Genomic DNA, 23,676 nt, shown 5'->3' on the forward strand with positions numbered 1-23,676 from the left:
CTAATGGCATTGGCGACGGCCAAGCGGGTGTAGCTCAATGGTAGAGCAGAAGCCTTCCAAGCTTACGACGAGGGTTCGATTCCCTTCACCCGCTCCAAAATGTGACCATCCGGGGGATGGTTGAATTTTGGAGCGCCCGCAGCGAAGCGAAGGGGCGACAATTCGCCCGCGACAACTCTTCGCGTTTCCCCGCGTTGACACGCAAAGGCAGTGCCGCCACATGGCCCGCCTGCCCACATGCGAACCCGCATGACCTCGTGGAGAGGTGGCCGAGTGGTTAAAGGCAGCAGACTGTAAATCTGCCCGCGCAAGCGTACGCTGGTTCGAATCCAGCCCTCTCCACCAATCCTGCTGACTGATCTAGGTTTGGGTAGACCGCCGGCAGCACTTCCGGGTGGCTCATAACTAATGACCGATTCATCAAGAATCGTCCAAAATCGTTGAAAATCTGGCGAAACTGCGCGGGATAACCTAGAAGCTGAACGGACTCGGTGCTCGGGGAGTAAGCGTTTGATGCTGCGCGCGGTGAGGATCAATTTGGACGAATCGGACGGCTTGCCTGACAATGACCAGGAGCCTCAGCCTCCCGCTGATGATCCGGTCGCGCAGCGCGTCGCGCGGCTAAGCGCCGGCCAGCTCGATTGCTTGCGCCTGGTCGACCAGCACCTTTCGTCCAAGGAAATTGCGACCGAGCTCAAGATTTCGCCGCACACCGTTGATCAGCGCGTCCGGCAGGCGCTCGCTATCCTCGGTGTGGAGCGCCGCTCGCAGGCTGCCCGCCTCGTGGCGCGGTACAGCGGGCCATATCAGCGTTTGATACATCAATCGCCGCACATTCCCGGCGCCTTCCAATCCGGTCACCCAGAGGCCGCGGTCAGTCATCAGATTCGGCACGCTGACCGCGCAGGGGGGACCGGGGGAGCAGGTTTCCTTACCGAGCAGAGGCCCGTTTCATTCCGGTCTTCCCTGCAATTGCCGTTCGCAACGAGGAGCAACCCCCGGAATGAGATGAGTGTCGGCCAGAGGTTGTTCTGGATTGCGGCGATCGCGATCGGAGCAGCGTTTTCGGCAGGCATGTACCTTGCCGGACTCGAAAGCCTCGCCAGGCTGCTCAAAAGCTAGCCAGACCCGACTCCATATCGGACCGATCATCACTCCGGCGCGGTGCGCTCCGGAGAAGGAGCAGTGATGCGCAAACAAATGATCGAAAACGCCGCTTTTGAGGTGGCAACTCAGGTTCGCACTGTCGAGGACGCGATCGATACCACGCTGGCGGAGGTGGCCGAGTTGCAGAGCCGTGTTATGCACGTGAATTCGGTTGCGCGCGTCGGACCCGCGCCGATCCACGCCGTGCTTCAGGAGCTTTCCGCGGCGCTTGGCAGCCTCATCTCCGCTCGCGGATCAATTGTCAGCTGCCACAGCGAGCTGGTCGTTGCGAAAGGCAAGGTGCCCGGCCTGCGCACCGTATCCTACGGTGACGAAGGGGATTGCCCCGACCCGAAGGGCGCGCGCGTCGATCTCCGTATCGTCGCCTAGCATGGGAGCTTGACCGGGCACCCTTGCCGGTGTCCGGTCCCCTTCGATGACCGCCCGCCTAATCATCTTTAACCTGCTGCTGCTAGGCTCGTGTGGCTACGCATTATTGCGTGGCACGCGTGACGCGCAGGTGATCGCGGTCGTGACCTTGATCGCGTCGTTCGCTTCTTATGCGCTCGTCTCTCGATACACCCACGTCGAGATGGGCGTCCTGATTGTGGATGTCCTCACCTTTTGCGCGTTCACCGCCGTGGCATTGAAATCCGATCGCTTCTGGCCCCTTTGGATAAGCGGGCTCCAACTCACGACCAGCTTTGGTCATCTCTTGAGGGCGTGGGAGGATCAGCTGGTCCCGATCGCCTATGCAGTCGCACTTCGATCATGGAGTTACCCCATCCAGATCATCCTCGCCGTCGCTGTCTGGCGAAGCCAGCAGCGGGCCCGCGGTTCCCATGAGGAAGCGACTGGTACCTAGACTCGCGCGGCCACGCGGCTAAGCGGTCGCTCATGGGCCGACGCAAAAAATCGCACCAAAGCCATGGCACGCCGATGCGCCCGCGACTGTGGGGCAAGCATGCGGTCGCTGCCGCGCTGGATAACCCCAGCCGGAAGGTCGTGAAGGCCTGGGCAACGCGCGATGCGGCATCGTTCATGCAATTTCCGAAGGACGTTGCGGTGACGCTCGCGGACGTCTCGGACCTCGGCCGCCTCGTCCCGAACGATGCTCCGCACCAAGGCGTCGTGATCGAGGTTGAGCCGCTTGACGATGCCTGGCTCGACGACATCCTTCACAACGCGCCCGATCGGGCCGTCTTGCTCGTTCTCGACCAAGTTACCGACCCTCATAATGTCGGGGCCATTCTCCGTTCAACTGCCGCCTTCGGAGCGATCGGCATCGTCACTCAGGATCGTCATTCTCCCCCGGAGAGCGGGGTGGTCGCCAAGGCCGCATCGGGTGCGCTCGAGCGCGTGCCGTGGGCCCGCGTCGTAAACCTGGCTCGAGCCCTCGAAGAGATCGGTAACGCTGGTTTCTGGCGCATCGGCCTCGCGGGCGATGCCGACACTGACCTTCGCGAGGCTCTCGGACCGGCCAGGGTCGCGTTGGTTCTAGGCGCGGAAGGAGCAGGGCTCAGGCCCAACACACGCGAGCATTGCGACGCGCTGGCGCGGTTGCCAATCACCGACTCGGTGGAAAGCCTCAACGTCTCCAACGCAGCCGCGGTCGCGCTTTACGCGGCGAGTATCGCCTGATGGTTCGAAGCAAGAGCAGCATCAAAACTCACGCCAAAGCGCTCGCCGAGCGCGAGCCTGCCTTTGCGCGCGTGATCGAGCAGCATGGCATTCCTGAACCGCGAAGCAGCGAACCCGGCGCGACGACGCTGCTTCGAACGATCGTCGGCCAGCAGGTCAGTGTGGCCGCGGCGCGATCGATGTGGAACAAGCTGGAAGCCGCCTTCGGCTCCCCTCCCGACCTCAATCTTCTGCTCGCCGCCAGCGACGAGGACATGCGCGCGGCCGGCATGTCACGCCAGAAGTCGGGCTATATCCGAAGCCTCGCTAGCCTCGTGCTGTCGGGTGAGCTCGATCTCGCCTCGCTACCCTCGGACAATGAGGAGGCGATCGCGCTCCTGACCAAGATCAAAGGCATCGGCCGCTGGTCAGCCGAGATCTATTTGCTGTTTGCGGAGGGGCGCGCAGATGTCTTTCCCGCGGGCGATTTGGCTGTGCAGATCGAGCTTGGCCGGCTGATGGGCCTCAAGGAGAAGCCGACCGAGAAGCAGCTTCGCGAACTCGCCGAATCGTGGAGCCCGTATCGCGGTGCGGCCGCCGTGCTCGCCTGGCACAGCTACAACAGCGCGGTTCTCTAAACCTACTTGCGAAGAGCAGTCGGCAGCAGGCGCGAGCCAAGGCCGCGGAAAATGCGCGGGCCAAGGTCGAGGCGGATCGGCGTCAGCTTGTCGCCCTGCGTGTCGCGGCCGATCAGGTAACTGACGGAGCTCTGGCCCTCCCCGCTCGGCCAACGATAAAGGGCGTTGAAGGCGATGACCGGGACGAACGCCTGTTTGCCGCCGACCTCGAACACCTGCACGAGCTCACGCGGGATCGACACCTTCGGACGAAGCGTCATCCGCTTCATCGGCTGGATCGCGTTGATCCGCTCCCCTTCACCGACCGGGCTGGCAAAGAACGCCCCGATCTCGGCTTCCTGATTGGGCCCGGCGTTGAACAAGGTCGCTTCGACCAGCACGGCCCGGGCGGGCGCGTTTCCGGAATTCATCAGCTCCAGTTCGAACTCGACGGTGATCTGGTGGTCCTCGACAATGCAGCGAAGCGGCTGGAAGCCAAAATCCACCCACGGGCGGAGACGGGTCGAGACCAGCCCGGGAATGGACGAGGGTGGACGCTCTCGCGCGGCCGGCTGAGGTTGCGGTGCAGGCGCGGGTGCAGGGGTTGGCGCAATCGGCTCCGGCGCGCGGAAGGCATCGATCTGCGGGCCCCCGGCGAAAGCCTCGCGGCCGTGCCTGCGGCGATAGAAGAGGAAGGCCGCCCCCGCGCCAAGCGCAATGGCCGCAGCCAGCCACGGAAGGAGCGACATCTTGCGTTCGGGCACGAGATTGACGCTGGCGGGTTCCGGATCGGCAAGGCCCGGCGCTGCAGCCGGTATCGCCGAAGCGCCACGAGGCGAATCGTCCTGCAGCTTCGGCAGGGGAACGGTGACCGGCGGTCTTGAGGCCGTTTCGCGGGTCGGTTCGGTGACGGGGCGGGCTGTCGATCGCGGTTCCGGCGCGGTTGCTCGCGGCTCGGCATCAGCCGCGCGGTGTGCGGGCGATGGCGTTTCGCGGGCGGATTGCTGGGTCGCCGCGGTCGAGGGGCGGCTCGGCGGTCGAGCGGCGGGTTGCGGGTCCGCGGGCCGGGTGACGGTTCCGTCGATGCTGAAATTCTGCAGCTCGCGCGGGCCGATCGAATCCGTCGCCGGAGTGTTGGTCGTTGCCTGGCTCGCATCCTGGGCAAGCGCGGGCACTTCAGCCAGCGCAAGCGCTGCCGCCAATAACCCGAATCCCAAGCGCAAACCCGCCCTCATTTGCTCCCGCTCATGCGTGAATCGCGCCAAAATTTGTGCGGCGCGCCAGGCACATGCCTATCAAGCAGCCGCTATTCAAGCACAGCTTGGATGAACGGGTCAGAAACCCGCGCGATTTGATCGATTTAGCGCGCGTCGACTAGGACGAGCTCCGAATCCTCGTCAGCTTCGATCGTCAGTCGATCCTCGCCGGTGATGGCGACGCCGTCCCGTGGGCCGGCTTCGACCCCGTTGACGCGAATCCGGCCGCTGGGGACGAGATAGAGGTGACGTTCGGGCTCGGCATCGACCGCGATCGACTCGCCGGCCTTCACCGTAGCGCCGAGAATCCGCGCGTCGGCGTTGATGGTGAGCGCGCCGTCATCCTCGTCGCCGCTCGCCAGCAACTGGAAGGCTCCAGCGCGCGAATCTTTCGGAAACGGCTTCGCACCCCAGCTCGGGCTGGCAGAGGGCTTGTCGGTCTCGATCCAAATCTGGAACAGGGTCGTCTGTTCATCCTCGAGGTTATACTCGGCGTGCGTGACGCCGGTCCCGGCGCTCATCACCTGCACGTCCCCGGCACCGGTCCGGCCCTGGTTGCCCATCGAATCCTTGTGCGTGATCGCGCCGGTGCGGACGTAGGTCACGATCTCCATGTCGCGATGGGGGTGCGGCGGGAAGCCACTCTTGGCCGCGATCTGATCGTCGTTCCACACGCGGATCCGGCCCCAGCCCATGCGGTCGGAGTCGTGATAGCTGGCGAACGAGAAATGATGGCGGGCGTTAAGCCAACCGTGGTCGGCATGGCCGAGGCTGTCGAATTTGCGGACGTCGATCATTGAAGAATTGCCCCGTCTAAAGTGGTCTTCGTGATGAAATGGCGCGCTCCAACAAGCGATCAAGTGTCATCGCTGTGACCAGCAAATCGCTTTTGCAGCGGCGCACGGTCGCCTCGTGACGCTGTCATAGTTTGGCGCTAACCGGCGGGCATGGCTGATCAACCGCGCCCGCCCAAGCGCATCTTTCCAACGTCCAAGGTCGATGCGCGGGCGGCCGAGCACGTCCCCTCGATCCCGCAAACCGAAAGCGCGGCTTACAAGCTCGCGTTCCAGGACAGTGAGTTCCTGCTCCGCGAGGACTTGCGCCCGGTCCGCTTCCAGCTCGAGCTCTTGAAGCCGGAGTTGTTCCTGAATGAAGCCAGCATCGGGTCGACCTTCGTTTTCTACGGGTCGGCACGCGTGCCTTCACCGGAAATGGCCGACGCATTGATCGCTGCTGCGACCAACGACCAGCAGCGAGCGATCGCCGAGCGACTGAAGGCGAAGGCGCCTTATTATGAGATCGCGCGGGAGCTGGCTCGCCTTGCCAGCAACTGCGGCTGCGACGAGGACGGGAAGCGCCAGTTCGTGGTTTGCTCGGGCGGCGGCCCGTCATTCATGGAGGCAGCCAATCGCGGCGCCGCCGACGTCGGCGCGGAATCGATCGGGCTCAACATTGTGCTCCCCCACGAGCAGCTGCCCAACCGTTACGTCACGCCGGATCTTAGCTTCCAGTTTCACTATTTCGCGCTGAGGAAGATGCACTTCCTGCTTCGGGCGCGCGCGGTCGCGGTATTTCCCGGCGGCTACGGCACGTTCGACGAGATGTTCGAGCTTCTGACTTTGATCCAGACCGGCAAGGTCAGGCCTTTGCCGATCCTGCTGTTCGGGCGCGATTATTGGAACCGCGTGGTCAATTTCGAGGCAATGGTCGACGAGGGCGTGATTTCACCGCACGACCTCGACCTCATCCACTGGAGCGAGGACGCCGCCGAGGCGTGGGATTTTGTGATGAATTACTACGCCGAGCATCCGGCGCCGCAGCCTGAACAGACCGGGCCGCCCGAATGAGCGCTTAAGCGCCCGGCTTCTTCGCTTCGGCTTCGGCGGCCTGGCCGGCTGGTCCGTTAGTCGCCGGTACCGGCTCCTTCTCTGCCTTCTGCGGACCGTTGCCCGGCCCCTCGCCTGGCTTGGCTTCCGCAGTTGCCGCCGCCGGCGCTGCCGGGAGCGGCTTGGGCGCATCGCTATGCGAATTCAGGAACGCAATGACGTCGGCGCGATCCTGCGGATTGCTAAGGCCTGCGAAGGTCATCTTTGTGCCCGGCGCAAACGTCTTCGGGCTGTTCAGCCACTGAGCGAGGTTGTCCCAGTTCCACGTCCCGCCATGCTTTGCCAGCGCATCGGAGAAAGCGAAGCCCTTGCCCTGCCCGATCGGCTCACCGATCACGTCCCACAGATTGGGACCGAGCTGGTTCGCGCCGCCCTTGTCGGCGTTGTGGCACGCCATGCACTTGTTGAAGACCTGCTGGCCCTTCGCTGCGTCGGCCTTGGCGAGATAGGCCTCGATGGGCTGCTCGGCCGCAGCACCGCCCTCGCCCTCCTGCGCCACGCCTTCGATCGGATAGCCCATCTTCTCCGGGCGCTCGCTGTGGAAAGCCTCGCTCGCGACGATCGACGAACCGAGGGCGATGATTCCAGCGAACAGCACCCAGCCGGCGATGGTATTAAAGCGATCGTCCATGAAGTTTCCCTGTTTTCTCGGAAGCGCGCGAGCAATGGATTTGCCGCGCTCTTAAGGGCGACTCGGCCCTTCTTCAAGCCGCCGCGCGGAGCGCTTTTCGACTCAATGCCAGTTCCGCCGCTCGCCGATAGAGGGTCGGCAATCCGGCTTGTTCGAGCGAGTCGATTGGCTGCCACCAACCCTCGCCAATCGGCTCAAGGCGCGGCTCGATGTGAAGGTCGAGCGAGAAATGCGTGAAGACGTGGCGGACGGCGCCATATTCTTCCGGTGCCATTGCCACAGCCTCGCTCCATTCGCCGCCGGGGAGCGCCGCCATCCCGCCGAGCAAGCCCTTGGCTGGCCGGCGCACCAGCCACACGCAGCCATCGCGCTCGATCCAATAAGCCGCGCCGTGGCGATGCGGACGCGCGCAGCGCTTGCGCGGTGCCGGGAAAGCATCGGGCGTGCCCGATGCATAAGCGCCGCATTCACCGCGGATCGGGCAGGCTTCGCAGCGCGGAACCTTCGGCCGGCAGATAGTCGCTCCAAGGTCCATCGTCGCCTGGACGAAGTCTCCCGGCCGATCGGCTGGCATCATCGCCAAAGTCAGCTGTTCGATCTGCATCCTCGATGGGTTCGCGATCGCATTCAGCCGCGCCACGACCCGCTCGATATTGGTGTCGACGGCAGCCGCCGTTTCACCGAAGGCGATCGCCGCAATGGCCGCGGCCGTGTAGGCGCCAATTCCTGGCAGCGCGCGAAGCTCGGTGGCCGTGGTCGGAAAGCCACCGCGGCGGGCCACTTCGCGAGCGCAGGCAATCAAGTTGCGCGCCCGCGCGTAGTAACCGAGGCCGGCCCATTCCTGCATGATCTGTTCGTCAGGCGCGGCCGCAAGCGCCTCGATCGTCGGCCAGCGCGCGACGAATCGCTCGTACCTTGGCACCACCGTTGCGACGGTGGTCTGCTGCAGCATGACCTCGCTCAGCCATACCCGGTAGGGATCGGTCGGTGGAAAACCCGGCGGCGAGCGCCACGGAAGCCGCCTGAAGTTATCCACATAATGTTCGGTCAGCAGTTTCGCGGCATTGGCGGTCACTAGGCCGCTATGGCATGCTCGCTGCACCATGGCGAAGCAAAAGGCTCATAACGACGATAGTCCGCGCAGCTGCCGGCCGCGCTCAGCCGGCGAGCTCGTCGGAGATGTCGGCGGCCAGTCGTTCAAACGCTTCGGCTTCATTCAGAGCTCGATCGTCAGCCGCTGGTCGGAAATCGTCGGTGAGCGCTACGCGCGCGTGTCCTCACCAGAATCGATCCGCTTCCCGGCGGGCAAGAGAGCCGGCGGCGCACTGACCTTGCTGGTCGATGGCGCGCATGCACCACTGATCCAGCACCTGACCCCGATGATTATGGAGCGCGTGAATCGCTTCTTCGGTTACGCGGCAATCAATCGGATCGTCTTTCGCCAGGGTAAGCAGCCGGCACAGGCGGCGCCGATCGAGCGTCCCCAGCTTCGCGCGGTGCCCAAGGAGATGGGCGAAGGCCTGCGCGAAATTGCCGATCCCGAGCTTCGCGCCTGTCTGGAGTCGCTTGCGGCGAAAATTGCCGCTAGCAGCGGCGCGCCATCCGTCGAGGACGGTATCGAACCCATCCCCGTGATCAAACGGAGTGAGTGACCCCCATGAAGCTTTCCGTGATTTTCGCCTGCGCCACCGCAAGCCTCGCGCTGGCCGCCTGCAACAAGAGTGCCGATCAAGGCAACGCGCCCGCCGTCAACGACACCGTCAAGATTACGCAAGCCAATCCGCCGCCAGGCGGGACCTGGGCCGATGTGGTCAATGAGACGGCCGCCGGCTTCATGATGGGCAACCCCAACGCAAAGGTGAAGCTCGTCGAGATCGGCTCGCTGTCTTGCCCCCACTGCAAAAAGTTCGACGACGATGGCGTTCCGACCCTGATCGAAAAATACGTGAAGTCCGGGAACGTCAGCTGGGAGTTCCGGCCCTACGTCATCCACGGACCGATCGACATGGCGACGAACCTCGTGCTTCGCTGTGCTGACCTCAAGAGCTTCTTCCCGCTGATGCAGGCGCGGTACAAGGACCAGGATGCCTGGATGGCGAAGGTCGAGGCGGCCCCGCAGGACCAGGTCAACCAGATCCAGAACCTCCCGCCGAACCAGGCGTTCGTCGGCATGGCGACGCTCATGGGGCTTCAGGATTGGGCTGCCGCTCGCGGACTGCCGCAGGCCAAGAGCAACCAGTGCCTCGCGAACGAGAAGATGATCGACCACGAAGTCGAATTGGTCAGCGACGTCAGCAATCAATACCCTGACTTCCAGGGCACTCCGTCGTTCATCATCAACGGCACCATGCAGAAAGACACGGCGAGCTGGGAGAAGCTTCAACCCGAGCTCGACGAGGCGCTGAAATAATGATGCGCCGCGCTGCCCTTTTGTTGGTTGCGGCAGCGCTGATGCCAAGCGCCGCGACCCCCGCCTTTTCGGCTGGGAAGGTCGCGGCGAAGCGCGACTGGTCGCGGACGGTAGCCCCCACGGTCGAGGGCGGCTTTCGCATGGGTAATCCGAATGCACGCGTGAAGCTGGTCGAATATGGTTCGCTCGCATGCCCGCATTGTCGCCATTTCGAACAGACGGGCTTCAAGCCGCTCGTCCAGAACTATGTCCGCAGCGGGCGGGTGAGCTATGAGTTCCGCAACCTGCTGATCGACGGCCCGGACATTTCGATCAGCATGCTCGCACATTGCGCGGGTGCGGCACGGTTCTTTCCCATGTCATCCTATGTCTTCGACACGCAGCCGCAGTGGCAAAAGAAGCTCCTCGACATGAGTGACGCCGACAAGGCGGCGCTCGAGAGCATGACCGACCAGCAGCGTGTTCAGCGCTACGCTGAGATCGCGGGCATGTCCGCTATCGCGTCCCGGTTCGGATTGACTCCGGCGCTGTCGAAGCAATGTCTCGCGGATCCGAAGGGCCTCAAGCGCCTGCTCGATATGACCCAGGCGGCCATCGGTGCCGGGGTTAACCACACCCCGACATTCATGATCAATGGCAAGACGATTGAAGGAGCAACTTGGGAAGAACTTGAGCGGCTCCTCCGCAAGGCCGGCGGCCGAAGCTAACGGTGACACGAGGAGGACCCAGGAGTTGAGGCTCAGGCGGCTCAAGCTCAGCGGCTTCAAGAGCTTCGTCGAGCCGGCCGAGCTTCGCATTGAGCCGGGCCTTACCGGCGTCGTCGGCCCCAACGGTTGCGGCAAGTCCAACCTGCTCGAAGCCATTCGCTGGGCCATGGGCGAATCCAGTCCGAAGTCGCTTCGTGGCGGAGGAATGGACGACGTCATTTTCGCCGGCACTGCGAGCCGGCCGCCGCGCGACTTCGCCGAAGTGTCAATCCTGCTCGAGCGCACTGCCGGCGACGAAGGCGGTCTTGGCGAAAGCGAAGTAACCCGCCGGATCGAGCGCGGTGCCGGTTCGGCCTATCGGATCGACGGCCGCGACGTTCGCGCCAAGGATGTTGCCCTGCTGTTTGCCGATGCAGCCACCGGCGCCCACTCGCCCGCCCTCGTCAGCCAAGGAAAGATCGGCGCGGTCATCGCCGCCAAGCCGGTCGAGCGCCGGATGCTGCTCGAGGAAGCCGCGGGCATCTCCGGCCTTCACGCCCGGCGCAAGGACGCCGAGCAGAAGCTGCGTGCTGCCGAAGCCAATCTTGCGCGGCTTGGTGAAATCCTCAGCGATCAGGAACAGCGCGCCGCGCAGCTTCGCCGGCAGGCCCGCGCGGCCGAGCGCTATCGCAAGCTCACGGACCAAATTCGCGGCGTTGAAGCGCGGCTGCTTCACGCTCGCTGGGTTGAAGCCGAGCGCGCTGCCGAAACGGCGACGGCCGAAGCGCGCGCCGCCGGCGAGGAAGTCGAGAAGATCCAGCAGGCGATCGCGGAGGCTCAAGCTGCCCATGATCGCGCCAGCGAGGCACTGACCGCGCGGCGCAACGCGCTGACTGAGATCCGCGAGGAAGGGCACGCTCTTGCACACCAGCTCGCCGGCGCCCGCGCCCGCCGCGACACGATCGCGCGCCGGCTGGCCGAACTCGACCGGCTCGACGCCTCGCTGAGGGGAGATGTCGCGCGCGAGGAAGCGCTCAAGGTCGATGCAGCCCGCGCCATTCGGCTGCTTGATGAAGAGCGCTCCGCAATCGCCGCCCGGCTCGAAGATTCCGAAAGCCATTCGGCGCGAATCGCGACCGAGCTGACTGCCGCTGAAGGCACGTCGCGGGAGGCAGAGGCTGGGCTCGCCGATTTGCTCGCGCGACAGGCTGCGATGCGGGCCGAACGCCGTGTTGCCGAAGCCGCGCTCGACGCCGCGCGCGCCCAACATGCTCGCGCCGAGAAGGAACGCGACAAGCTTGCCGACCAGCTCCGTGCACTCGGCGACGGCAGCGAACAGGATCAAGCGCGCGAAGAAGCCGAAGCGAAGGCGGGCGCTGCCGGTAAAGCGCTTGCTAAGGCTGAGGCTGCCCGGGTTGAGGCTGACGATGGGCGGGGCGCGGCAGCCGAGCGCCGCGACCAGGCCGAAAGCCAGCTTGCGACAGCTCGCGCCGCTTTCTCTGCCGCGAGGTCGGAGCATGACGCGCTCGCCCGGGCGCTTGAACATAGCGGCGGCGCCGCGATCGCCAGCCTCAAGGCGGAGCCGGGCTACGAGCGCGCCCTTGCTGCGGCGCTTGGCGAAGACGTCGACGCCGCGATCGGCGGCGATTCACCGCGGCGTTGGGATGGCTCCGACGCGCAAGCCTCCGACCCGGCCCTCCCCGCTGGAACCACCTGCCTCGCCGATCACGTGACGGGTCCGAAGGAGCTGCACCGCCGCCTGAAGCAGGTCGCGGTTGTTGAAGCGGACGGGGGCGAGCAGCTGGCGGTCGGCCAGCGACTCGTCACCATGGATGGGCGCCTGCGTCGCTGGGACGGATTCATTGCATCCGGCTCCGGCGCCGCCGCTGCGGAACGCTTGCTCCGGGCCAACCGCCTTGCCGAAATCGCGGCAGAGCTTCCGGCGCTTGAGGCTGCAGTCGCCGACGCGCTTGCCGAGCGGGATGCTGCGCTGGTCGCGATGGAGCAATGCCGGGCGGCGAGCGAAGCCGCGCGTCACGCGGCTTTGGCCGCCGAGCGCGACGCGCGCGATGCCGCTCGCGCGATCGATGTCGCGACTGCGGCGCTCGAGCGGATCGAAGCGCAACGCGAAGGTTATGCGCAGCGCCAGGCCGACCTCGAGCCAGTGTTGGCTGCTGCGGCCGATGCCGTCTCTACCGCCGAGCGTTCGCTGGCGGCATTGCCCGATCCGGCTGCGCTCGAGCATAAGGTCGAAGCCGCACGCGCGACCGCCGCGACCGCCGCGACCGTTGTGGCCGATAAGCGGGCCGAGGCCGCCACCAAGGCGCGCGAGACTGCTGCGGACCGTGAACGGTCAAGCGCGGCCGCCCGCGAGCAGGCAGACTGGTGCAAGCGCGAGGAAGAGGCCGACCAGCGTCTCGCCCAGGCGGTCGAACGCCAGGCCCAGCAATCTGCCGAGCGTGCCGAGCTGGAACTCGAACCGGCGGAGCTGGACGCCAAGATTACTGATCTCGAGCGCGCCAACGACGACAGCCAGGTGCGGATCGGTGAAGCCGCATCGGCGGAGCGCGAAGCCGAGGAGGCGGTCGTCGCCGCCGCGCATAAAGTATCGGCCGCCAACGAGCGGTCGGCCGACACCCGGGAGCGCCGCGCCGCCGCCGCCGCCCGCGCCGAGGCCCAGCAGGCCCGCAGCGCGGAGTTCGCCCGCGCCTCCGTCGAGAAGTTCGAATGCGTGCCGCAGCGTCTGCCCGAAAGACTTGAGTTCGACGCGGACGCGCCACGAAATGCCGATGAAGAACAAGCAAGCCTCGAGCGACTGACCGCGGAGCGCGAGCGTATTGGGCCAGTGAATCTTGTCGCCGAAACCGAGCTTGCCGAACTCGACGAGAACCGCACGCGCGGCGCCGAGGAAGCCGAGGAACTGACCCAGGCGATCAATCGACTGCGCGGATCGATCGGCAATCTCAACCGAGAGGGCCGTGTGCGGCTGCTCGACGCCTACGGGAAAGTCGATGCCCACTTCCGCCGGTTGTTCACTACCTTGTTCGAGGGCGGCCAGGCGCATCTCGAGCTGGTCGAAAGCGACGATCCGCTGGAGGCCGGGCTTGAGATCATGGCGCAGCCGCCGGGCAAGCGCCTGTCGACACTCACCCTGCTGTCGGGCGGCGAACAGGCACTAACTGCGATTGCGCTGATCTTTGCGATCTTCCTCACCAACCCGGCACCGATCTGCGTGCTCGACGAGGTCGACGCGCCGCTCGACGACGCCAATGTCGAGCGCTTCTGCGAGCTGCTCGAGAAGATGACGCAGGAGACTGACACCCGCTACCTGATCGTCACTCACAACGCGGTAACGATGAGCCGGATGCACCGCCTTTACGGCGTGACCATGATCGAGAAAGGCGTCAGCCGCCTCGTTTCAGTCGACCTTAGCGGCGCGGAGACTCTGCTCGCGGCGGAGTGATATTTCTGCTATTGCGAATGACTATCAATAACACTAGAGCCTCAGCCATCGTTCAAAGGGGAACGCATGGACCGCCTGATGCTCTACCCGCTCGCCGCCGTCGCGGCCTGCGGTTCTTCACCACTTTACGCCGCTGACGCCACCGCCAACGCAAGCGCCGCGGCCGCTGCTGCGGCAGCACCGGAGATCGTCGTCACCGGCCAGCGCGTCGAATATGGCGTCCGCGCGACGAGCACGACCACCAAGACCCCGACCGACATCAAGAACATCCCGCAGGCCCTTACCGTCGTTTCCGAAAGCCAGATCGAGGACCAGCAGCTTCGCTCGGTCGCCGACCTCCTGAACTTCGTCCCCGGCGCTTCATATGGCTCGGGCGAAGGCAACCGCGACCAGATCGTCCTGCGCGGAAATTCGAGCACGGCAGACTTCTTCGTCGATGGCGTTCGCGATGACGTCCAGTATTTCCGCGACTTCTACAACGTCGACCGGGTCGAGGTGCTGAAGGGTCCCAACGCGATGATCTTCGGCCGCGGCGGCGGCGGCGGGATCGTCAATCGGGTGCTCAAACGACCGAGCCTCAGCGCCTATCGCCAGCTCACTGCCTCGGTCGACGGTTTCGGCGGCTATCGCCTGACCGGGGATTTCGACCAGCCTTTGAGCGCCAGTGCCGGCGTTCGCCTCAATGCGATGTACGAGGACGGAGACAGCTTCCGCCACCACGTCGACCTTAAGCGCTACGGCATCAATCCCACCGCCGCGATCCTCGCCGGGCCGAACACCCGCATCGACTTGAGCTACGAATATTTCCACGATCGCCGAACCGCGGATCGCGGCGTTCCGGCCAATGGCGACGAACCGCTCAAAGGCTATCGCCGCACTTTCTTCGGCGATCCGGACGACAGCTGGTCGCGCGCCGACGTGCACTTGGCGACAGTCGCAGTCGAGCACGATTTCGGCGGCGGGCTTACCCTGCGCAACCGGACGATGTTCGGCGACTATGATAAATTCTACCAGAACATTTACCCGAGTGGCTTCAACCCGAGCACCGGGCTGGTCACACTTGGCGCCTACAATAATGCGAACGACCGCCAGAACCTCTTCAGCCAGACCGACCTCATCTGGGAAAACCGGCTTGCCGGCATCGACCAGACCCTGCTCGTCGGTTTTGAGCTTGGCCGCGAAAAGTCGCGTAACAAGCGCCTGACCGGTTCGATCGTCGGCGGAAACAGGGTTCCGGTCACCGACCCGACCGTCGACGTCGACGTGATCTGGACCCCGCTGCCGAGCGATGCCGACAACAAGGTCAAGGCAACCGTTGCTGCCGCTTACATCCAGGAGCAGCTGCGCCCCGCGGACTGGATCGAAATCGTCGCCGGGCTTCGTTTCGACAGCTTCAAGGTCGACGTCGACGACCTGCGCGCCGCTGGCGGGCGGTTCGACCGTCGCGACAACCTATGGTCGCCCCGCTTCGGCCTTATTCTGAAGCCGATGGACAAACTCTCGCTCTATACGAGCTTCAGCCGCTCCTACCTGCCGCAGTCGGGCGACCAGTTCAGCGGTTTGACCGACATCACCGCAGGCCTGAAGCCCGAGCGCTTCGACAATATCGAGGCCGGCGCCAAGTGGGAGGTCCTCGATGGCCTGCTGGCGACCGCCGCAATCTATCAGCTGACGCGGAGCAACACCCGGGCGACCGATCCGACCGATCCGGCAAAAACCGTGCTCACTGGCGAGCAGCGCAGCCGCGGGCTGGAGCTGGGCCTGGAAAGGAGCATCACCAGCCGCTGGATGGTCTCGGCAGGCTACAGCCTGCAGAAGGCCAAGATCACCGAGACGACCACGGCTGCGCCGGCCGGCCGGGAAGTGCCGCTGGTACCGCGCCATAGTTTCTCGCTGTGGAATCGCTACGATTTGACCAAGAGCATTGGTGTCGGTCTCGGCGTGATCGCGCGGTCCAAATCCTACGCGACGATCAGCAACGCGGTGAAGCTCCCGGGTTATGCCCGCGTGGACGCTGCTTTGTTCTACAAATTGCCCGGCGGAATCGAGGCGCAGGTCAATGTCGAGAATTTGTTCGGCGCGCATTATTTCTCGACTGCGAACAGCGATAACAACATCGCGCCCGGCGCTCCGCGCTCGGTCAAGGCAACGCTCGGTTACAGCTTCTAACGAACCAGTTCCTCCGCCCGCGCCTTGATCCGCTTGAGGTCGCGAAGGAACAGCCTCTTGCCTTCCTCGCGGGCGTCCTCGTCGGGCGCGCGCAGAATCGAGCTCGGGTGCGCCGTGACCCAGCACTCGCTGCCATCGCCGAGCGCGAGCGGCTCGCCGCGAACCTTGGAGATGGTCACGACCTTGCCGATCAGCGAACGCGCGGCGGTCGCACCGAGCGCCACCGTGACAGGCGGGCGGATGAGCTCGCGCTCGTGTTCCAACCACCATTTGCATGCACTGATTTCGCCGGCATCGGGCTTGTTGTGGATACGCCGCTTGCCGCGCTGGACGAACTTGAAATGCTTCACTGCATTGGTGACGTAAACGCCGGACCGGTCGATCCCGGCTTTCTCCAGCGCAGCGTCGAACAAGGCGCCGGCCGGACCGACGAATGGCCGCCCCGCAATATCTTCCTGGTCGCCCGGTTGTTCGCCAACGAACATAATTGCTGCATCGAGCGGGCCTTCGCCGAACACGGTCTGGGTCGCGCATTTGTAGAGGTCGCAACGCGTGCATTTGCGCGCATCCTTGAACAACGCCTCCCATGCCGCGCGCAGGTTGGAGCCGGGGACGATCTCCCGCTCCGCCTCGAGCGCGTGCTTCAACCCTTCCCTGGCGACGGAGCGATCGATCATCTCCAACTCCCGGTTGCGCGCAGTCGCTATCAACGGCTGAACGAGCGAGGTCTCGGGCATGTTTCGCCAATATTTCTTTGGCATCTCCTTGAGCATCGCACCGACCTTCAGCCGCGCCGGATTGAAGATGCTGGTATAGTAGGTCCGCCAGATCTCCTCGAGCGGATCGTCGGCCGGGGCGTCGGCGCGGGTCGCGCCGGGGCCTTCCTCCAGTCGCTCGCCATCCCAATGGATCGACAACTCGGGGGTCAGGATCGACCACCGCATATTGGTGAAGCGATTGACGAAGAAACTCGCGGCCCGCCGCACGATGTGGTGCTCGGGTTCGAAGAAGGCGACGAACCTTCCGTCGATTTCCCGGAAGCGGACGAACGCGTGCATCTTGTGCACGTCGCGGCGAACGGCCTTCGCCAGCTCGTGAAGCCGCCGCACCAACGGATCGGCTGCATCATCGATTGCGTGACGGTGGCTCTTGATCCGAAGCAGTATTGCGTAAAGCAGCGCGAACCGTTCCGGATCGGAATGGCAAATCGCGGCCTTGGCCAGGTCGACGAACGCGCGCGGCACCGGAAAGCTTGGAGCCGCGGGCTGATGCGCGTCAGACCCGAACAGGTCTGCCGGTTCGCCTTCGACGCGCCACACCACGGCCTCCGCTGGCACCCCGGCTTCGGCGAGGTCGCGCGCTGCATCTCGCCACCCGTCGAAATCGTCCGGCGCGGACAATGTGACGCGATGAGCGTCGACCATGAGACCTTCGCGAAGCACGTCAGCCTGCGAACAGCTCCAGTTGCTGTTTCTTCGGCGCGACTAGCGCCCGCAGATCAGCCCGGTCGGTCAGCAGGGTGGGCCGCCAGTCGGCAGCGCTGATGAACGGCCGAACCTTGGCGATCGAGAGCGTGAGCCGCGCAACATCGTCGAGGCGGAGCCGACGCCATTTGCGCGACGCAAGGATCCGCTCGACGGCCTTGGTGCCCAGCCCCGGCACCCGCCACAGCAGCTCCTTCGGGGCGCGGTTCACATCGACCGGGAATGTCTCTCGATGCTTGAGCGCCCAGGCGAGCTTGGGGTCGATATCGAGCGGCAGCATGCCTTGCGCGTCGGTCGCGCCCTGCACTTCCTGTTTCGCAAATCCATAGAAGCGCATCAGCCAATCAGCCTGGTAGATGCGGTGCTCACGCATCAGCGGAGGCCGCTTCAACGGCAGGACGGCGCTCGCGTCTGGGATCGGCGAGAAGGCGGAATAATAGACGCGGCGCAGCCCATATCGATCATAGAGACTGCTCGCCTTGGCGACGATGTCGGCATCGCTGGCAGCATCGGCCCCGACGATCATCTGGGTCGACTGGCCGGCAGGCGCGAAGCTCGGCGCGAACTTGAACCGCTTCGACTCATCGGTTGCTGCAACAATGGACGCTTTCATATCACCCATGGCGGACGCGATCTGGCCCGCGCTTTTTTCGGGCGCGAGTTCGGTCAGCCCACGTTCGGTCGGAAGCTCGACGTTGATCGAGACGCGGTCGGCATGGATACCGGCCAGCCGGACCAGCTCCGGATCCGCGTCAGGGATGGTCTTCAAATGGATGTAGCCGCGGAAATCATGATCCTCGCGCAGGCTTCGCGCGACCTCCACGATCTGCTCCATCGTGTAGTTGGACGAGCGGATAATGCCGGACGAGAGAAACAGCCCCTCGATATAATTGCGCTTGTAGAAGGCGAGGGTCAGCCGAACGACCTCATCCGCCGTGAACCGCGCCCGCCGCACGTTCGAGCTTTTGCGGTTGATGCAATAAGCGCAGTCAAAGATGCAGCTGTTCGTCAGCAGGATTTTTAGAAGCGAAATGCAACGGCCGTCAGGCGCGTAGGCATGGCAAATGCCCATGCCATCGGTCGACCCGATTCCCGCGCCGCCACGGCTGTTCCGCTTGGACGTTCCGGAAGAGGCGCAGGAAGCATCATATTTGGCCGCGTCGGCAAGAATCGCGAGCTTTGCCTGAAGGTCGAGCTGAGCCATATCGTTCTCAATATGTTCTCTCATGAGACCTTGCAATACAATAGCTTAGCCCCCGCGACGGGTTGACCTAGCCTAAAGCCCGTATGCCGGAACGGGCCGGCGCGCGGAACCGTTGGTTCGCCAGACCAGCAGGAGATTTGCGATGTCCGACGAACGCGAGATCGAACAGAAGTTCTGGAGCGAACTGAACAGCAGCCCTTTCCTAATGCTCGGCATCGAGGGCGCCCGTGATGGTGCGACCCAGCCGATGACCGCCCAGTTCGAGGACCTGGATTGCGAAGCCGGGATCGTGTGGATCTTCACCGCCAACGACCATGATTTCACCCGTGCGATGGGCCAGTCCAACCGCGCCATCGCGACTTATTCGGCGAAGGGCCACGACCTTTTCGCCAGCCTTCGCGGCACGCTCGAAATCGTCAACGATCGCGCAACGATAGACCGCCTGTGGAATCCGATCGTCGCCGAATGGTACGAGGGAAAGGACGATCCAAAACTTGCGCTGGTTCGCTTCCAGATCGAGGACGTGAAGATCTGGGAGAGCAACGTCACCGGTTTTCTGAAGCCCGTTTTCAACAAGCTCCTTGGCCGCAAGCCCGAGGCCGGCATGAAGGAGCATGTGACCGAGGTCAGCTACTAGCTGAGCGCTTCGGCCTGCTCGCGAACGCCAGTCCCGGCCATGCGCTTGCCGAGCACGGCCTTGAAGATCGCGAACGCGACCAGGCCGAACACCGCGCTGGCGATATGGATCAGCCAAAAAGTCGTAGTCGGCAGGCTCGAATATAGGCCGCCGACGTATCCCACGGCTTTGTTGGCCGCGAAGAACGCCAGGTAATACAGACCGATCACGGTCGCGGTGATCTGCTTGGGCGCAATCTTCGTGAACAGTGCAAGGCTGACCGGAAGGATGTGCGCGAAGCCGATGCTGTTCAGCAAGTGGAACATGAATGGCCAGAACAGGCCGATCTTACCGCCATCGGGCTGCGTCAGCGCGGCCATGAACAGGCACACGCCGCCGGCGATCGTGAAAGCGCTGCCGATAATGATCTTGGTGATCTCGTCGGGCTCTCGATGACGGACGCTCCACCACTTCCAGAAGACGGCGACGGCGACGAGCATCGAGAAACTGAGCGTCGCATCGAGAGTGATGAGCCAGCTCGACGGCATGGTACGGCCCATGAATTGCAGATTGAACTGCTGGTCGCCCCAGATCAGGTAGGCGTTGAAAATCTCCTGGTTGGTAAGGAGCGAGATCGCCAGCACCGGGATCAATATGCACAGGAGCATCACGCAAAAACGGTCGCCACGGCTTAGGTTTCTTGTCAGGAACCAGTAAAGCGCGCCCACCATCACGAGGCCGGACAAGGTTCCGGTGAGCCACGATGAGAAGAGGAAGCTGGAGACGAACAGCCAAGCGACCACCAGCGCCGCGATGCCGATTGCGCCGGCGCTGACCCGACCGATCAACTGCTTTTGGTCACGATTTGCGACTTCAAGGTCGGCCGGCAGCCAATTCTTCCCCCACAGGTAGATGATCAGGCCAAGGACCATGACGACGCCCGCGCAGCCGAAGCCATAGTGCCAGCCGACTTCCTGGCCCAACGTGCCCGACACCAATGGTGCCGCGATCACGCTGACGTTGATGAAGATGTAGAAGATCTGGAACGCCATGGCGCGCCGCAGGTCGCTTTCGGAATAGAGTTCTCCGACCTGCGTCGCGATGTTGCCCTTGAACAATCCGACGCCGACGATCAGCGCGAGCAGTGCAAACAGGAACGCGCCTTCGAACGCCATCAGGAAGTGGCCGAACGCCATAACTAGCGCGCCCGCGATCAGGGCAATTCGACGGCCGGTCAGCTTGTCCGCGATGATGCCGCCAAGGATCGGCATCAAATATACGAGCGAGGTATAGTCGCCGAATATCGCCGAAGAGAGCGGCTGGCCGTCCAGCCCGGGGTAGTGCCAAGTGCGCAGCCAGGCGAGGCCGTTAACGCCGCCGATATGTTCGGGCAGAAGTAAGTAATTGACCATGTACAGCGCGAGCAGCGTCTGCATGGAGTAATAAGAAAAGCGCTCACAGGCCTCCGTGAAGCCGAGAAAGCCAAGCCCCTTGGGATGTCCGAGGAAGGCGCGGTCGTTGCGGTCGACCTGCTCCAGGTCGGGCGTTGCTTCGGCAACACTCATGCGTGGCTCTCCCCTATTTGCTGCTACGGGGACCCCTCCCCGACGCACGGGCTACTGCGGCGGAATCGAATCCTCGTTGGACTGCTTGCGCTGCTCGCGCGCTTCCTTGATCACGCGCGTTAGGCACCCGGTGTAACCGCCCGGACCCACCGGAGAGCAGCTGTTAATCCCGGTCGATCCAACCGTCTCGAGCACTCTGGCCTTATTGGCCCACGAGTCTTTCTGCTGCGGCGTGCCGTTCGGGCGATAGGAATCCGGCAGCCTGTAACGATAGCTTTCCGGCACCCGGCGGCAGACCACGATCTGGTCGTCGGTCGAGCGCGGGCACGGATCGGTGCCGAAAACGATAATCTCGGCGATCGAATTCTGCGGGGACTGGGCCGAAGCCGGGGGACCCCAGATTGCTGCTGTCGCGGCGGCCGTTGCGGCTAGCGAAATCATCAGCCTGGTCATGGTGCTAACGCGTCCTTTCCAACGCTTCAGCGGGCGAGACCCGCGCGAAGTTCCTCATATGCGCTTTGAAAGCTCGATGGCTACCCTGCAACCGGCACGAATGGCCGCAGTCAAGACAGGATATCCGATCGCATCGGCTGCTCCGGCCTCACGCGCGCTGTCGCGGTGCTCGAGCTCGTCGGCACGAAACTCTTCGATGTCGCTTGCGAGCTCCGGATCGTCCTGCCCAAGTGCGTCCAGCTGCTCGCCATAATGGCGGTCGATCTCGGTTTCGACGGCGTCGGTGCAGGCAAGCGCCGCTTTCTCGGAAATCAGGGCGGTCACCGCACCAAGCGCGAAGCCGGCGACATTCCAGACGGGCTGGAGGGCAGTCGGGCGCACGCGGCGACCCGCCATCAACGCGTTAAAGCGTTTCAGATGGCGCTGCTCCTGCTCGGCCATGCGCGCGACGAGCTTTGCCTCTGGGCAATTGCGCCGAAGGACCGCCAGCTGGCCGGCGTAGATGCGGGTCGCGCCATATTCGCCGGCCTGGTCGACACGCAGCATTGAATCACTGTCGGCGCGCCGGTCGCCGGGGCGCCAACCGCTCATCCGCGGCGCCGCTTGATGCTCAGGAACAAGATCGCCGCGGCGCCGCCCAGGGACAGGATGGCATTCCACCCCGCGAGTGAAATACCGAGGAAGCGGTATTGCACCTCATCGCAGCGAACCAACGGCGCATGGGTGATCTGCTTGAGGAGATCAGCGGTGCTGCCGCCGGGCTTGAACTCCGCCGTACAGGTGGTGAAGCCCTCGAAGATCTTGGCTTCGACCCCGGCGTGATAGACGCCGATCACGCCCGACACCGCGATGGCGAAAGCGGCCAGCAGCACGAGATTGCGCGTGCGGGATGTATCGGCCGGCGCTGTGAAGGCGAGCACCGCGGGCACCAGCGCGGCGAAATGGGCGTAGCGCTGCCACCAGCACATCTCGCACGGGTAAAGCCCGCCGAGATATTGCGAACCGTAGGCTCCGGCGAGGAGCGAGAACGGAAGCAGGAAAGCGATCAGCCGCGCGGCTGATGCCGGAGAAAACGGAGCAGACGTCCGCGCCGGAACAGCCACTGCGTCGCTCATCCGGCCCTAGCGGGTCTTCTTCGGAAGATCGGCCGACGCTGTTGTGACTGGTCCGGTTAGACGCTTCAGGGTCTTCAGCGCGTAATCGAGCTGGAAGTCCTTGATGCCCTGCTTCTGGAGCTGGGCGGCCGTTTGCGTGAACCGCGGGTCGGTCATGTCGTCTTTCTCGAGGAGCTTGTCCTCGACGTTCGCCTGCGCGAGGAGGTGACGGCGAAGGTCGGCCTCACGGACAACGCGCCGATCTTTGTAATCCTCGTCGGACAGCTGCGGCACGGCGATGTCCGGATCGATTCCGCCCGCCTGCACCGACCGGCCCGAAGGCGTGTAATAGCGCGCGGTAGTCAACCGCAGCGCGCTCTCAGGGCCTGTCTGGACCACGGTTTGCACCGAGCCCTTGCCGAAGCTCTTCTCGCCCATGATCAGAGCACGGCGATGGTCCTGCAACGCACCGGCCACGATCTCGGAGGCTGAGGCCGTACCCGCGTCGACGAGCACGATCACCGGCAAGCCGTGGGCCATATCGCCGGGCCGCGCATAATAGCGCTCGATGTCGTCCTTCTCGCGTCCGCGCTGCGAGACGATCTCGCCGCTGTCGAGGAAGGCATCACTGACGTCGACGGCCTGGTCGAGCAGGCCGCCCGGGTTCGAGCGCAGGTCGACGATGTAGCCTAGCGGCTTGCCGCCCGTGGCCTTGTCGATGGACAGCAGCGCCGACTTGGTGGCGTCGGCAACGTTGCCGGAGAAGGTGTTGATGTTGATGATGCCGATCCCGTCCTTGATTTCCCACTTGACGGGGTGGAGTTCGATCCGCTCGCGCACCAGGCTGATATCCAGCGGCTTATCGCGGCCGGGCCTGATGATGGTGAGCTTCACGCTGGTTCCGGGATCGCCCTTCATCTTGGAGACGGCCTCATCCAGGGTGAGATCGTTGAGGAACTCGCCGTTGATGTGAGTGATGTAGTCGCCGGACTTGATGCCCGCGCGCCAGGCCGGCGTGTCCTCGGTCGGCGCGATGACCTTTACGATGCCGTCTTCCATTGAGACGGTGAGGCCAAGCCCGCCATAATTGCCGTCGGTAGTCGCCTTGAGCTGGTCGAAATCGCTCGATTCCGCATACGAGCTGTGCGGGTCCAGCGCCGACAGCATACCGTCGATCGCGCCCTTGATCAGCGTGTGGTCATCGACCTTGTCGACATAATTGGCCTTCACTCGCTCGTAGACGCTCATGAACTTCTCGAGCTCTTGGTAATTCGTCGTGTCGGCCGCCGCGAACGACGTCGCAGTGACAGGCACCAAAGCGAGCGCTCCGACGAGCGCGAGCGGCGGAAGAAGCTTGGGGGTGAATTTCATCGGGT

At 64.0% G+C, this 23,676-nt stretch carries 22 protein-coding genes, 2 tRNA genes and 1 pseudogene; 14 read left to right on the plus strand and 11 right to left on the minus strand.

Annotation, left to right across the window (positions count from 1 at the left end; all coding sequences use genetic code 11):
* The first annotated feature begins 23 nt into the window (after positions 1 to 23).
* The 7 genes and pseudogenes from AC4K8G_RS06355 to AC4K8G_RS06385 all read left to right on the plus strand — a co-directional run bounded on the left by AC4K8G_RS06355 (position 24) and on the right by AC4K8G_RS06385 (position 3,404).
* Positions 24 to 97: transfer RNA gene (locus AC4K8G_RS06355), tRNA-Gly, on the plus strand.
* A 162-nt stretch (positions 98 to 259) separates the two neighbouring features.
* A tRNA-Tyr gene (locus tag AC4K8G_RS06360) sits at positions 260 to 345 on the plus strand.
* A gap of 168 nt (positions 346 to 513) precedes the next feature.
* Positions 514 to 723, plus strand: a pseudogene (locus AC4K8G_RS06365) (helix-turn-helix transcriptional regulator); the annotation flags it as partial.
* Between the two features lie 465 nt (positions 724 to 1,188).
* Entirely contained in the window at positions 1,189 to 1,536 is a 348-nt protein-coding gene (locus AC4K8G_RS06370) for a hypothetical protein (protein ID WP_491733322.1), read from the plus strand.
* Positions 1,537 to 1,582: 46 nt separating this feature from the next.
* A complete protein-coding gene (locus tag AC4K8G_RS06375; RefSeq protein WP_491733323.1) occupies positions 1,583 to 2,011 on the plus strand; it encodes a hypothetical protein in 429 nt (142 codons plus the stop codon).
* 32 nt (positions 2,012 to 2,043) lie between these two features.
* Complete coding sequence (gene rlmB / locus AC4K8G_RS06380; protein ID WP_491733324.1) at positions 2,044 to 2,787, plus strand: 23S rRNA (guanosine(2251)-2'-O)-methyltransferase RlmB; 744 nt, start codon at positions 2,044 to 2,046, stop codon at positions 2,785 to 2,787.
* On the plus strand, positions 2,787 to 3,404 hold the full coding sequence (locus AC4K8G_RS06385; protein ID WP_491733325.1) for a DNA-3-methyladenine glycosylase family protein: 618 nt from the start codon (positions 2,787 to 2,789) through the stop codon (positions 3,402 to 3,404). The genes rlmB and AC4K8G_RS06385 overlap by 1 nt, the downstream gene beginning before the upstream one ends.
* Positions 3,405 to 3,406: 2 nt before the next feature.
* Here AC4K8G_RS06385 and AC4K8G_RS06390 read toward each other — a convergent pair whose 3' ends face one another.
* The gene (locus AC4K8G_RS06390) at positions 3,407 to 4,618 is read right to left on the minus strand and encodes a hypothetical protein (RefSeq protein WP_491733326.1); all 1,212 of its coding nucleotides are present in this window, start codon (positions 4,616 to 4,618) and stop codon (positions 3,407 to 3,409) included.
* A gap of 125 nt (positions 4,619 to 4,743) precedes the next feature.
* Positions 4,744 to 5,436, minus strand: a complete 693-nt coding sequence (locus tag AC4K8G_RS06395) for a pirin family protein (protein ID WP_491733327.1) — start codon at positions 5,434 to 5,436, stop codon at positions 4,744 to 4,746.
* A gap of 150 nt (positions 5,437 to 5,586) precedes the next feature.
* On the opposite strand from AC4K8G_RS06395, the gene AC4K8G_RS06400 reads away from it, so the two are divergent.
* The gene (locus AC4K8G_RS06400; RefSeq protein ID WP_491733328.1) at positions 5,587 to 6,486 is read left to right on the plus strand and encodes an LOG family protein; all 900 of its coding nucleotides are present in this window, start codon (positions 5,587 to 5,589) and stop codon (positions 6,484 to 6,486) included.
* A gap of 4 nt (positions 6,487 to 6,490) precedes the next feature.
* Here AC4K8G_RS06400 and AC4K8G_RS06405 read toward each other — a convergent pair whose 3' ends face one another.
* Together AC4K8G_RS06405 and AC4K8G_RS06410 are read right to left on the minus strand one after the other, a co-directional pair.
* On the minus strand, positions 6,491 to 7,156 hold the full coding sequence (locus tag AC4K8G_RS06405) for a c-type cytochrome (RefSeq protein ID WP_491733329.1): 666 nt from the start codon (positions 7,154 to 7,156) through the stop codon (positions 6,491 to 6,493).
* A 73-nt stretch (positions 7,157 to 7,229) separates the two neighbouring features.
* Entirely contained in the window at positions 7,230 to 8,261 is a 1,032-nt protein-coding gene (locus AC4K8G_RS06410) for an A/G-specific adenine glycosylase (RefSeq protein ID WP_491733330.1), read from the minus strand.
* Between AC4K8G_RS06410 and AC4K8G_RS06415 the strand changes: the two genes are divergently transcribed.
* The 5 genes from AC4K8G_RS06415 to AC4K8G_RS06435 all read left to right on the plus strand — a co-directional run bounded on the left by AC4K8G_RS06415 (position 8,260) and on the right by AC4K8G_RS06435 (position 15,884).
* Positions 8,260 to 8,808, plus strand: coding sequence for a DUF721 domain-containing protein (locus AC4K8G_RS06415; RefSeq protein ID WP_491733331.1), 549 nt, complete (start codon positions 8,260 to 8,262; stop codon positions 8,806 to 8,808). The genes AC4K8G_RS06410 and AC4K8G_RS06415 overlap by 2 nt on opposite strands.
* Positions 8,809 to 8,813: 5 nt before the next feature.
* The gene (locus tag AC4K8G_RS06420; RefSeq protein ID WP_491733332.1) at positions 8,814 to 9,566 is read left to right on the plus strand and encodes a DsbA family protein; all 753 of its coding nucleotides are present in this window, start codon (positions 8,814 to 8,816) and stop codon (positions 9,564 to 9,566) included.
* On the plus strand, positions 9,566 to 10,273 hold the full coding sequence (locus AC4K8G_RS06425; RefSeq protein ID WP_491733333.1) for a thioredoxin domain-containing protein: 708 nt from the start codon (positions 9,566 to 9,568) through the stop codon (positions 10,271 to 10,273). The genes AC4K8G_RS06420 and AC4K8G_RS06425 overlap by 1 nt, the downstream gene beginning before the upstream one ends.
* Positions 10,274 to 10,298: 25 nt before the next feature.
* A complete protein-coding gene (gene smc, locus AC4K8G_RS06430; RefSeq protein WP_491733334.1) occupies positions 10,299 to 13,715 on the plus strand; it encodes a chromosome segregation protein SMC in 3,417 nt (1,138 codons plus the stop codon).
* A 66-nt stretch (positions 13,716 to 13,781) separates the two neighbouring features.
* A complete protein-coding gene (locus AC4K8G_RS06435; RefSeq protein WP_491733335.1) occupies positions 13,782 to 15,884 on the plus strand; it encodes a TonB-dependent receptor in 2,103 nt (700 codons plus the stop codon).
* On the opposite strand, the gene AC4K8G_RS06440 is transcribed toward AC4K8G_RS06435, so the two are convergent.
* A complete protein-coding gene (locus AC4K8G_RS06440; RefSeq protein ID WP_491734425.1) occupies positions 15,881 to 17,308 on the minus strand; it encodes a UdgX family uracil-DNA binding protein in 1,428 nt (475 codons plus the stop codon). The genes AC4K8G_RS06435 and AC4K8G_RS06440 overlap by 4 nt on opposite strands.
* Before the next feature lie 19 nt (positions 17,309 to 17,327).
* On the minus strand, positions 17,328 to 18,572 hold the full coding sequence (locus tag AC4K8G_RS06445; protein ID WP_491733336.1) for a putative DNA modification/repair radical SAM protein: 1,245 nt from the start codon (positions 18,570 to 18,572) through the stop codon (positions 17,328 to 17,330).
* Positions 18,573 to 18,714: 142 nt separating this feature from the next.
* Here AC4K8G_RS06445 and AC4K8G_RS06450 point away from each other — a divergent pair, with 142 nt between their 5' ends.
* Positions 18,715 to 19,209 carry a pyridoxamine 5'-phosphate oxidase family protein gene (locus tag AC4K8G_RS06450; RefSeq protein WP_491733337.1) on the plus strand — a complete coding sequence of 165 codons (495 nt, stop codon included), beginning with the start codon at positions 18,715 to 18,717 and terminating at the stop codon, positions 19,207 to 19,209.
* Here the strand turns inward: AC4K8G_RS06450 and AC4K8G_RS06455 are convergent.
* The 5 genes from AC4K8G_RS06455 to AC4K8G_RS06475 are packed head-to-tail and all read right to left on the minus strand — an operon-like array spanning position 19,206 to position 23,671.
* On the minus strand, positions 19,206 to 20,753 hold the full coding sequence (locus AC4K8G_RS06455; RefSeq protein ID WP_491733338.1) for a peptide MFS transporter: 1,548 nt from the start codon (positions 20,751 to 20,753) through the stop codon (positions 19,206 to 19,208). The genes AC4K8G_RS06450 and AC4K8G_RS06455 overlap by 4 nt on opposite strands.
* Before the next feature lie 51 nt (positions 20,754 to 20,804).
* Positions 20,805 to 21,206 carry a hypothetical protein gene (locus AC4K8G_RS06460; RefSeq protein WP_491733339.1) on the minus strand — a complete coding sequence of 134 codons (402 nt, stop codon included), beginning with the start codon at positions 21,204 to 21,206 and terminating at the stop codon, positions 20,805 to 20,807.
* A gap of 54 nt (positions 21,207 to 21,260) precedes the next feature.
* Positions 21,261 to 21,797 (minus strand): demethoxyubiquinone hydroxylase family protein, encoded by a 537-nt coding sequence (locus tag AC4K8G_RS06465; protein ID WP_491733340.1) that lies wholly within the window; start codon positions 21,795 to 21,797, stop codon positions 21,261 to 21,263.
* Positions 21,794 to 22,321: a disulfide bond formation protein B gene (locus tag AC4K8G_RS06470; RefSeq protein WP_491733341.1), complete on the minus strand. Its 528-nt coding sequence runs from the start codon at positions 22,319 to 22,321 to the stop codon at positions 21,794 to 21,796. The genes AC4K8G_RS06465 and AC4K8G_RS06470 overlap by 4 nt, the downstream gene beginning before the upstream one ends.
* A gap of 6 nt (positions 22,322 to 22,327) precedes the next feature.
* On the minus strand, positions 22,328 to 23,671 hold the full coding sequence (locus AC4K8G_RS06475) for a S41 family peptidase (protein WP_491733342.1): 1,344 nt from the start codon (positions 23,669 to 23,671) through the stop codon (positions 22,328 to 22,330).
* Positions 23,672 to 23,676: the final 5 nt, after the last annotated feature.

Source organism: Sphingomonas sp. SP3, from assembly GCF_058514305.1.

What these genes read in the sequence shown, in the direction of transcription:
- AC4K8G_RS06370 (WP_491733322.1), top strand. Translation starts at nt 1,189, where the DNA reads ATGCGCAAACAAATGATCGAAAACGCCGCTTTTGAGGTGGCAACTCAG.
- AC4K8G_RS06375 (WP_491733323.1), top strand. Translation starts at nt 1,583, where the DNA reads ATGACCGCCCGCCTAATCATCTTTAACCTGCTGCTGCTAGGCTCGTGT.
- rlmB (WP_491733324.1), top strand. Translation starts at nt 2,044, where the DNA reads ATGGGCCGACGCAAAAAATCGCACCAAAGCCATGGCACGCCGATGCGC.
- AC4K8G_RS06385 (WP_491733325.1), top strand. Translation starts at nt 2,787, where the DNA reads ATGGTTCGAAGCAAGAGCAGCATCAAAACTCACGCCAAAGCGCTCGCC.
- AC4K8G_RS06390 (WP_491733326.1), bottom strand. Translation starts at nt 4,618, where the DNA reads ATGAGGGCGGGTTTGCGCTTGGGATTCGGGTTATTGGCGGCAGCGCTT.
- AC4K8G_RS06395 (WP_491733327.1), bottom strand. Translation starts at nt 5,436, where the DNA reads ATGATCGACGTCCGCAAATTCGACAGCCTCGGCCATGCCGACCACGGT.
- AC4K8G_RS06400 (WP_491733328.1), top strand. Translation starts at nt 5,587, where the DNA reads ATGGCTGATCAACCGCGCCCGCCCAAGCGCATCTTTCCAACGTCCAAG.
- AC4K8G_RS06405 (WP_491733329.1), bottom strand. Translation starts at nt 7,156, where the DNA reads ATGGACGATCGCTTTAATACCATCGCCGGCTGGGTGCTGTTCGCTGGA.
- AC4K8G_RS06415 (WP_491733331.1), top strand. Translation starts at nt 8,260, where the DNA reads ATGGCGAAGCAAAAGGCTCATAACGACGATAGTCCGCGCAGCTGCCGG.
- AC4K8G_RS06410 (WP_491733330.1), bottom strand. Translation starts at nt 8,261, where the DNA reads ATGGTGCAGCGAGCATGCCATAGCGGCCTAGTGACCGCCAATGCCGCG.
- AC4K8G_RS06420 (WP_491733332.1), top strand. Translation starts at nt 8,814, where the DNA reads ATGAAGCTTTCCGTGATTTTCGCCTGCGCCACCGCAAGCCTCGCGCTG.
- AC4K8G_RS06425 (WP_491733333.1), top strand. Translation starts at nt 9,566, where the DNA reads ATGATGCGCCGCGCTGCCCTTTTGTTGGTTGCGGCAGCGCTGATGCCA.
- AC4K8G_RS06435 (WP_491733335.1), top strand. Translation starts at nt 13,782, where the DNA reads ATGGACCGCCTGATGCTCTACCCGCTCGCCGCCGTCGCGGCCTGCGGT.
- AC4K8G_RS06440 (WP_491734425.1), bottom strand. Translation starts at nt 17,308, where the DNA reads ATGGTCGACGCTCATCGCGTCACATTGTCCGCGCCGGACGATTTCGAC.
- AC4K8G_RS06445 (WP_491733336.1), bottom strand. Translation starts at nt 18,572, where the DNA reads ATGGCTCAGCTCGACCTTCAGGCAAAGCTCGCGATTCTTGCCGACGCG.
- AC4K8G_RS06450 (WP_491733337.1), top strand. Translation starts at nt 18,715, where the DNA reads ATGTCCGACGAACGCGAGATCGAACAGAAGTTCTGGAGCGAACTGAAC.
- AC4K8G_RS06455 (WP_491733338.1), bottom strand. Translation starts at nt 20,753, where the DNA reads ATGAGTGTTGCCGAAGCAACGCCCGACCTGGAGCAGGTCGACCGCAAC.
- AC4K8G_RS06460 (WP_491733339.1), bottom strand. Translation starts at nt 21,206, where the DNA reads ATGACCAGGCTGATGATTTCGCTAGCCGCAACGGCCGCCGCGACAGCA.
- AC4K8G_RS06465 (WP_491733340.1), bottom strand. Translation starts at nt 21,797, where the DNA reads ATGAGCGGTTGGCGCCCCGGCGACCGGCGCGCCGACAGTGATTCAATG.
- AC4K8G_RS06470 (WP_491733341.1), bottom strand. Translation starts at nt 22,321, where the DNA reads ATGAGCGACGCAGTGGCTGTTCCGGCGCGGACGTCTGCTCCGTTTTCT.
- AC4K8G_RS06475 (WP_491733342.1), bottom strand. Translation starts at nt 23,671, where the DNA reads ATGAAATTCACCCCCAAGCTTCTTCCGCCGCTCGCGCTCGTCGGAGCG.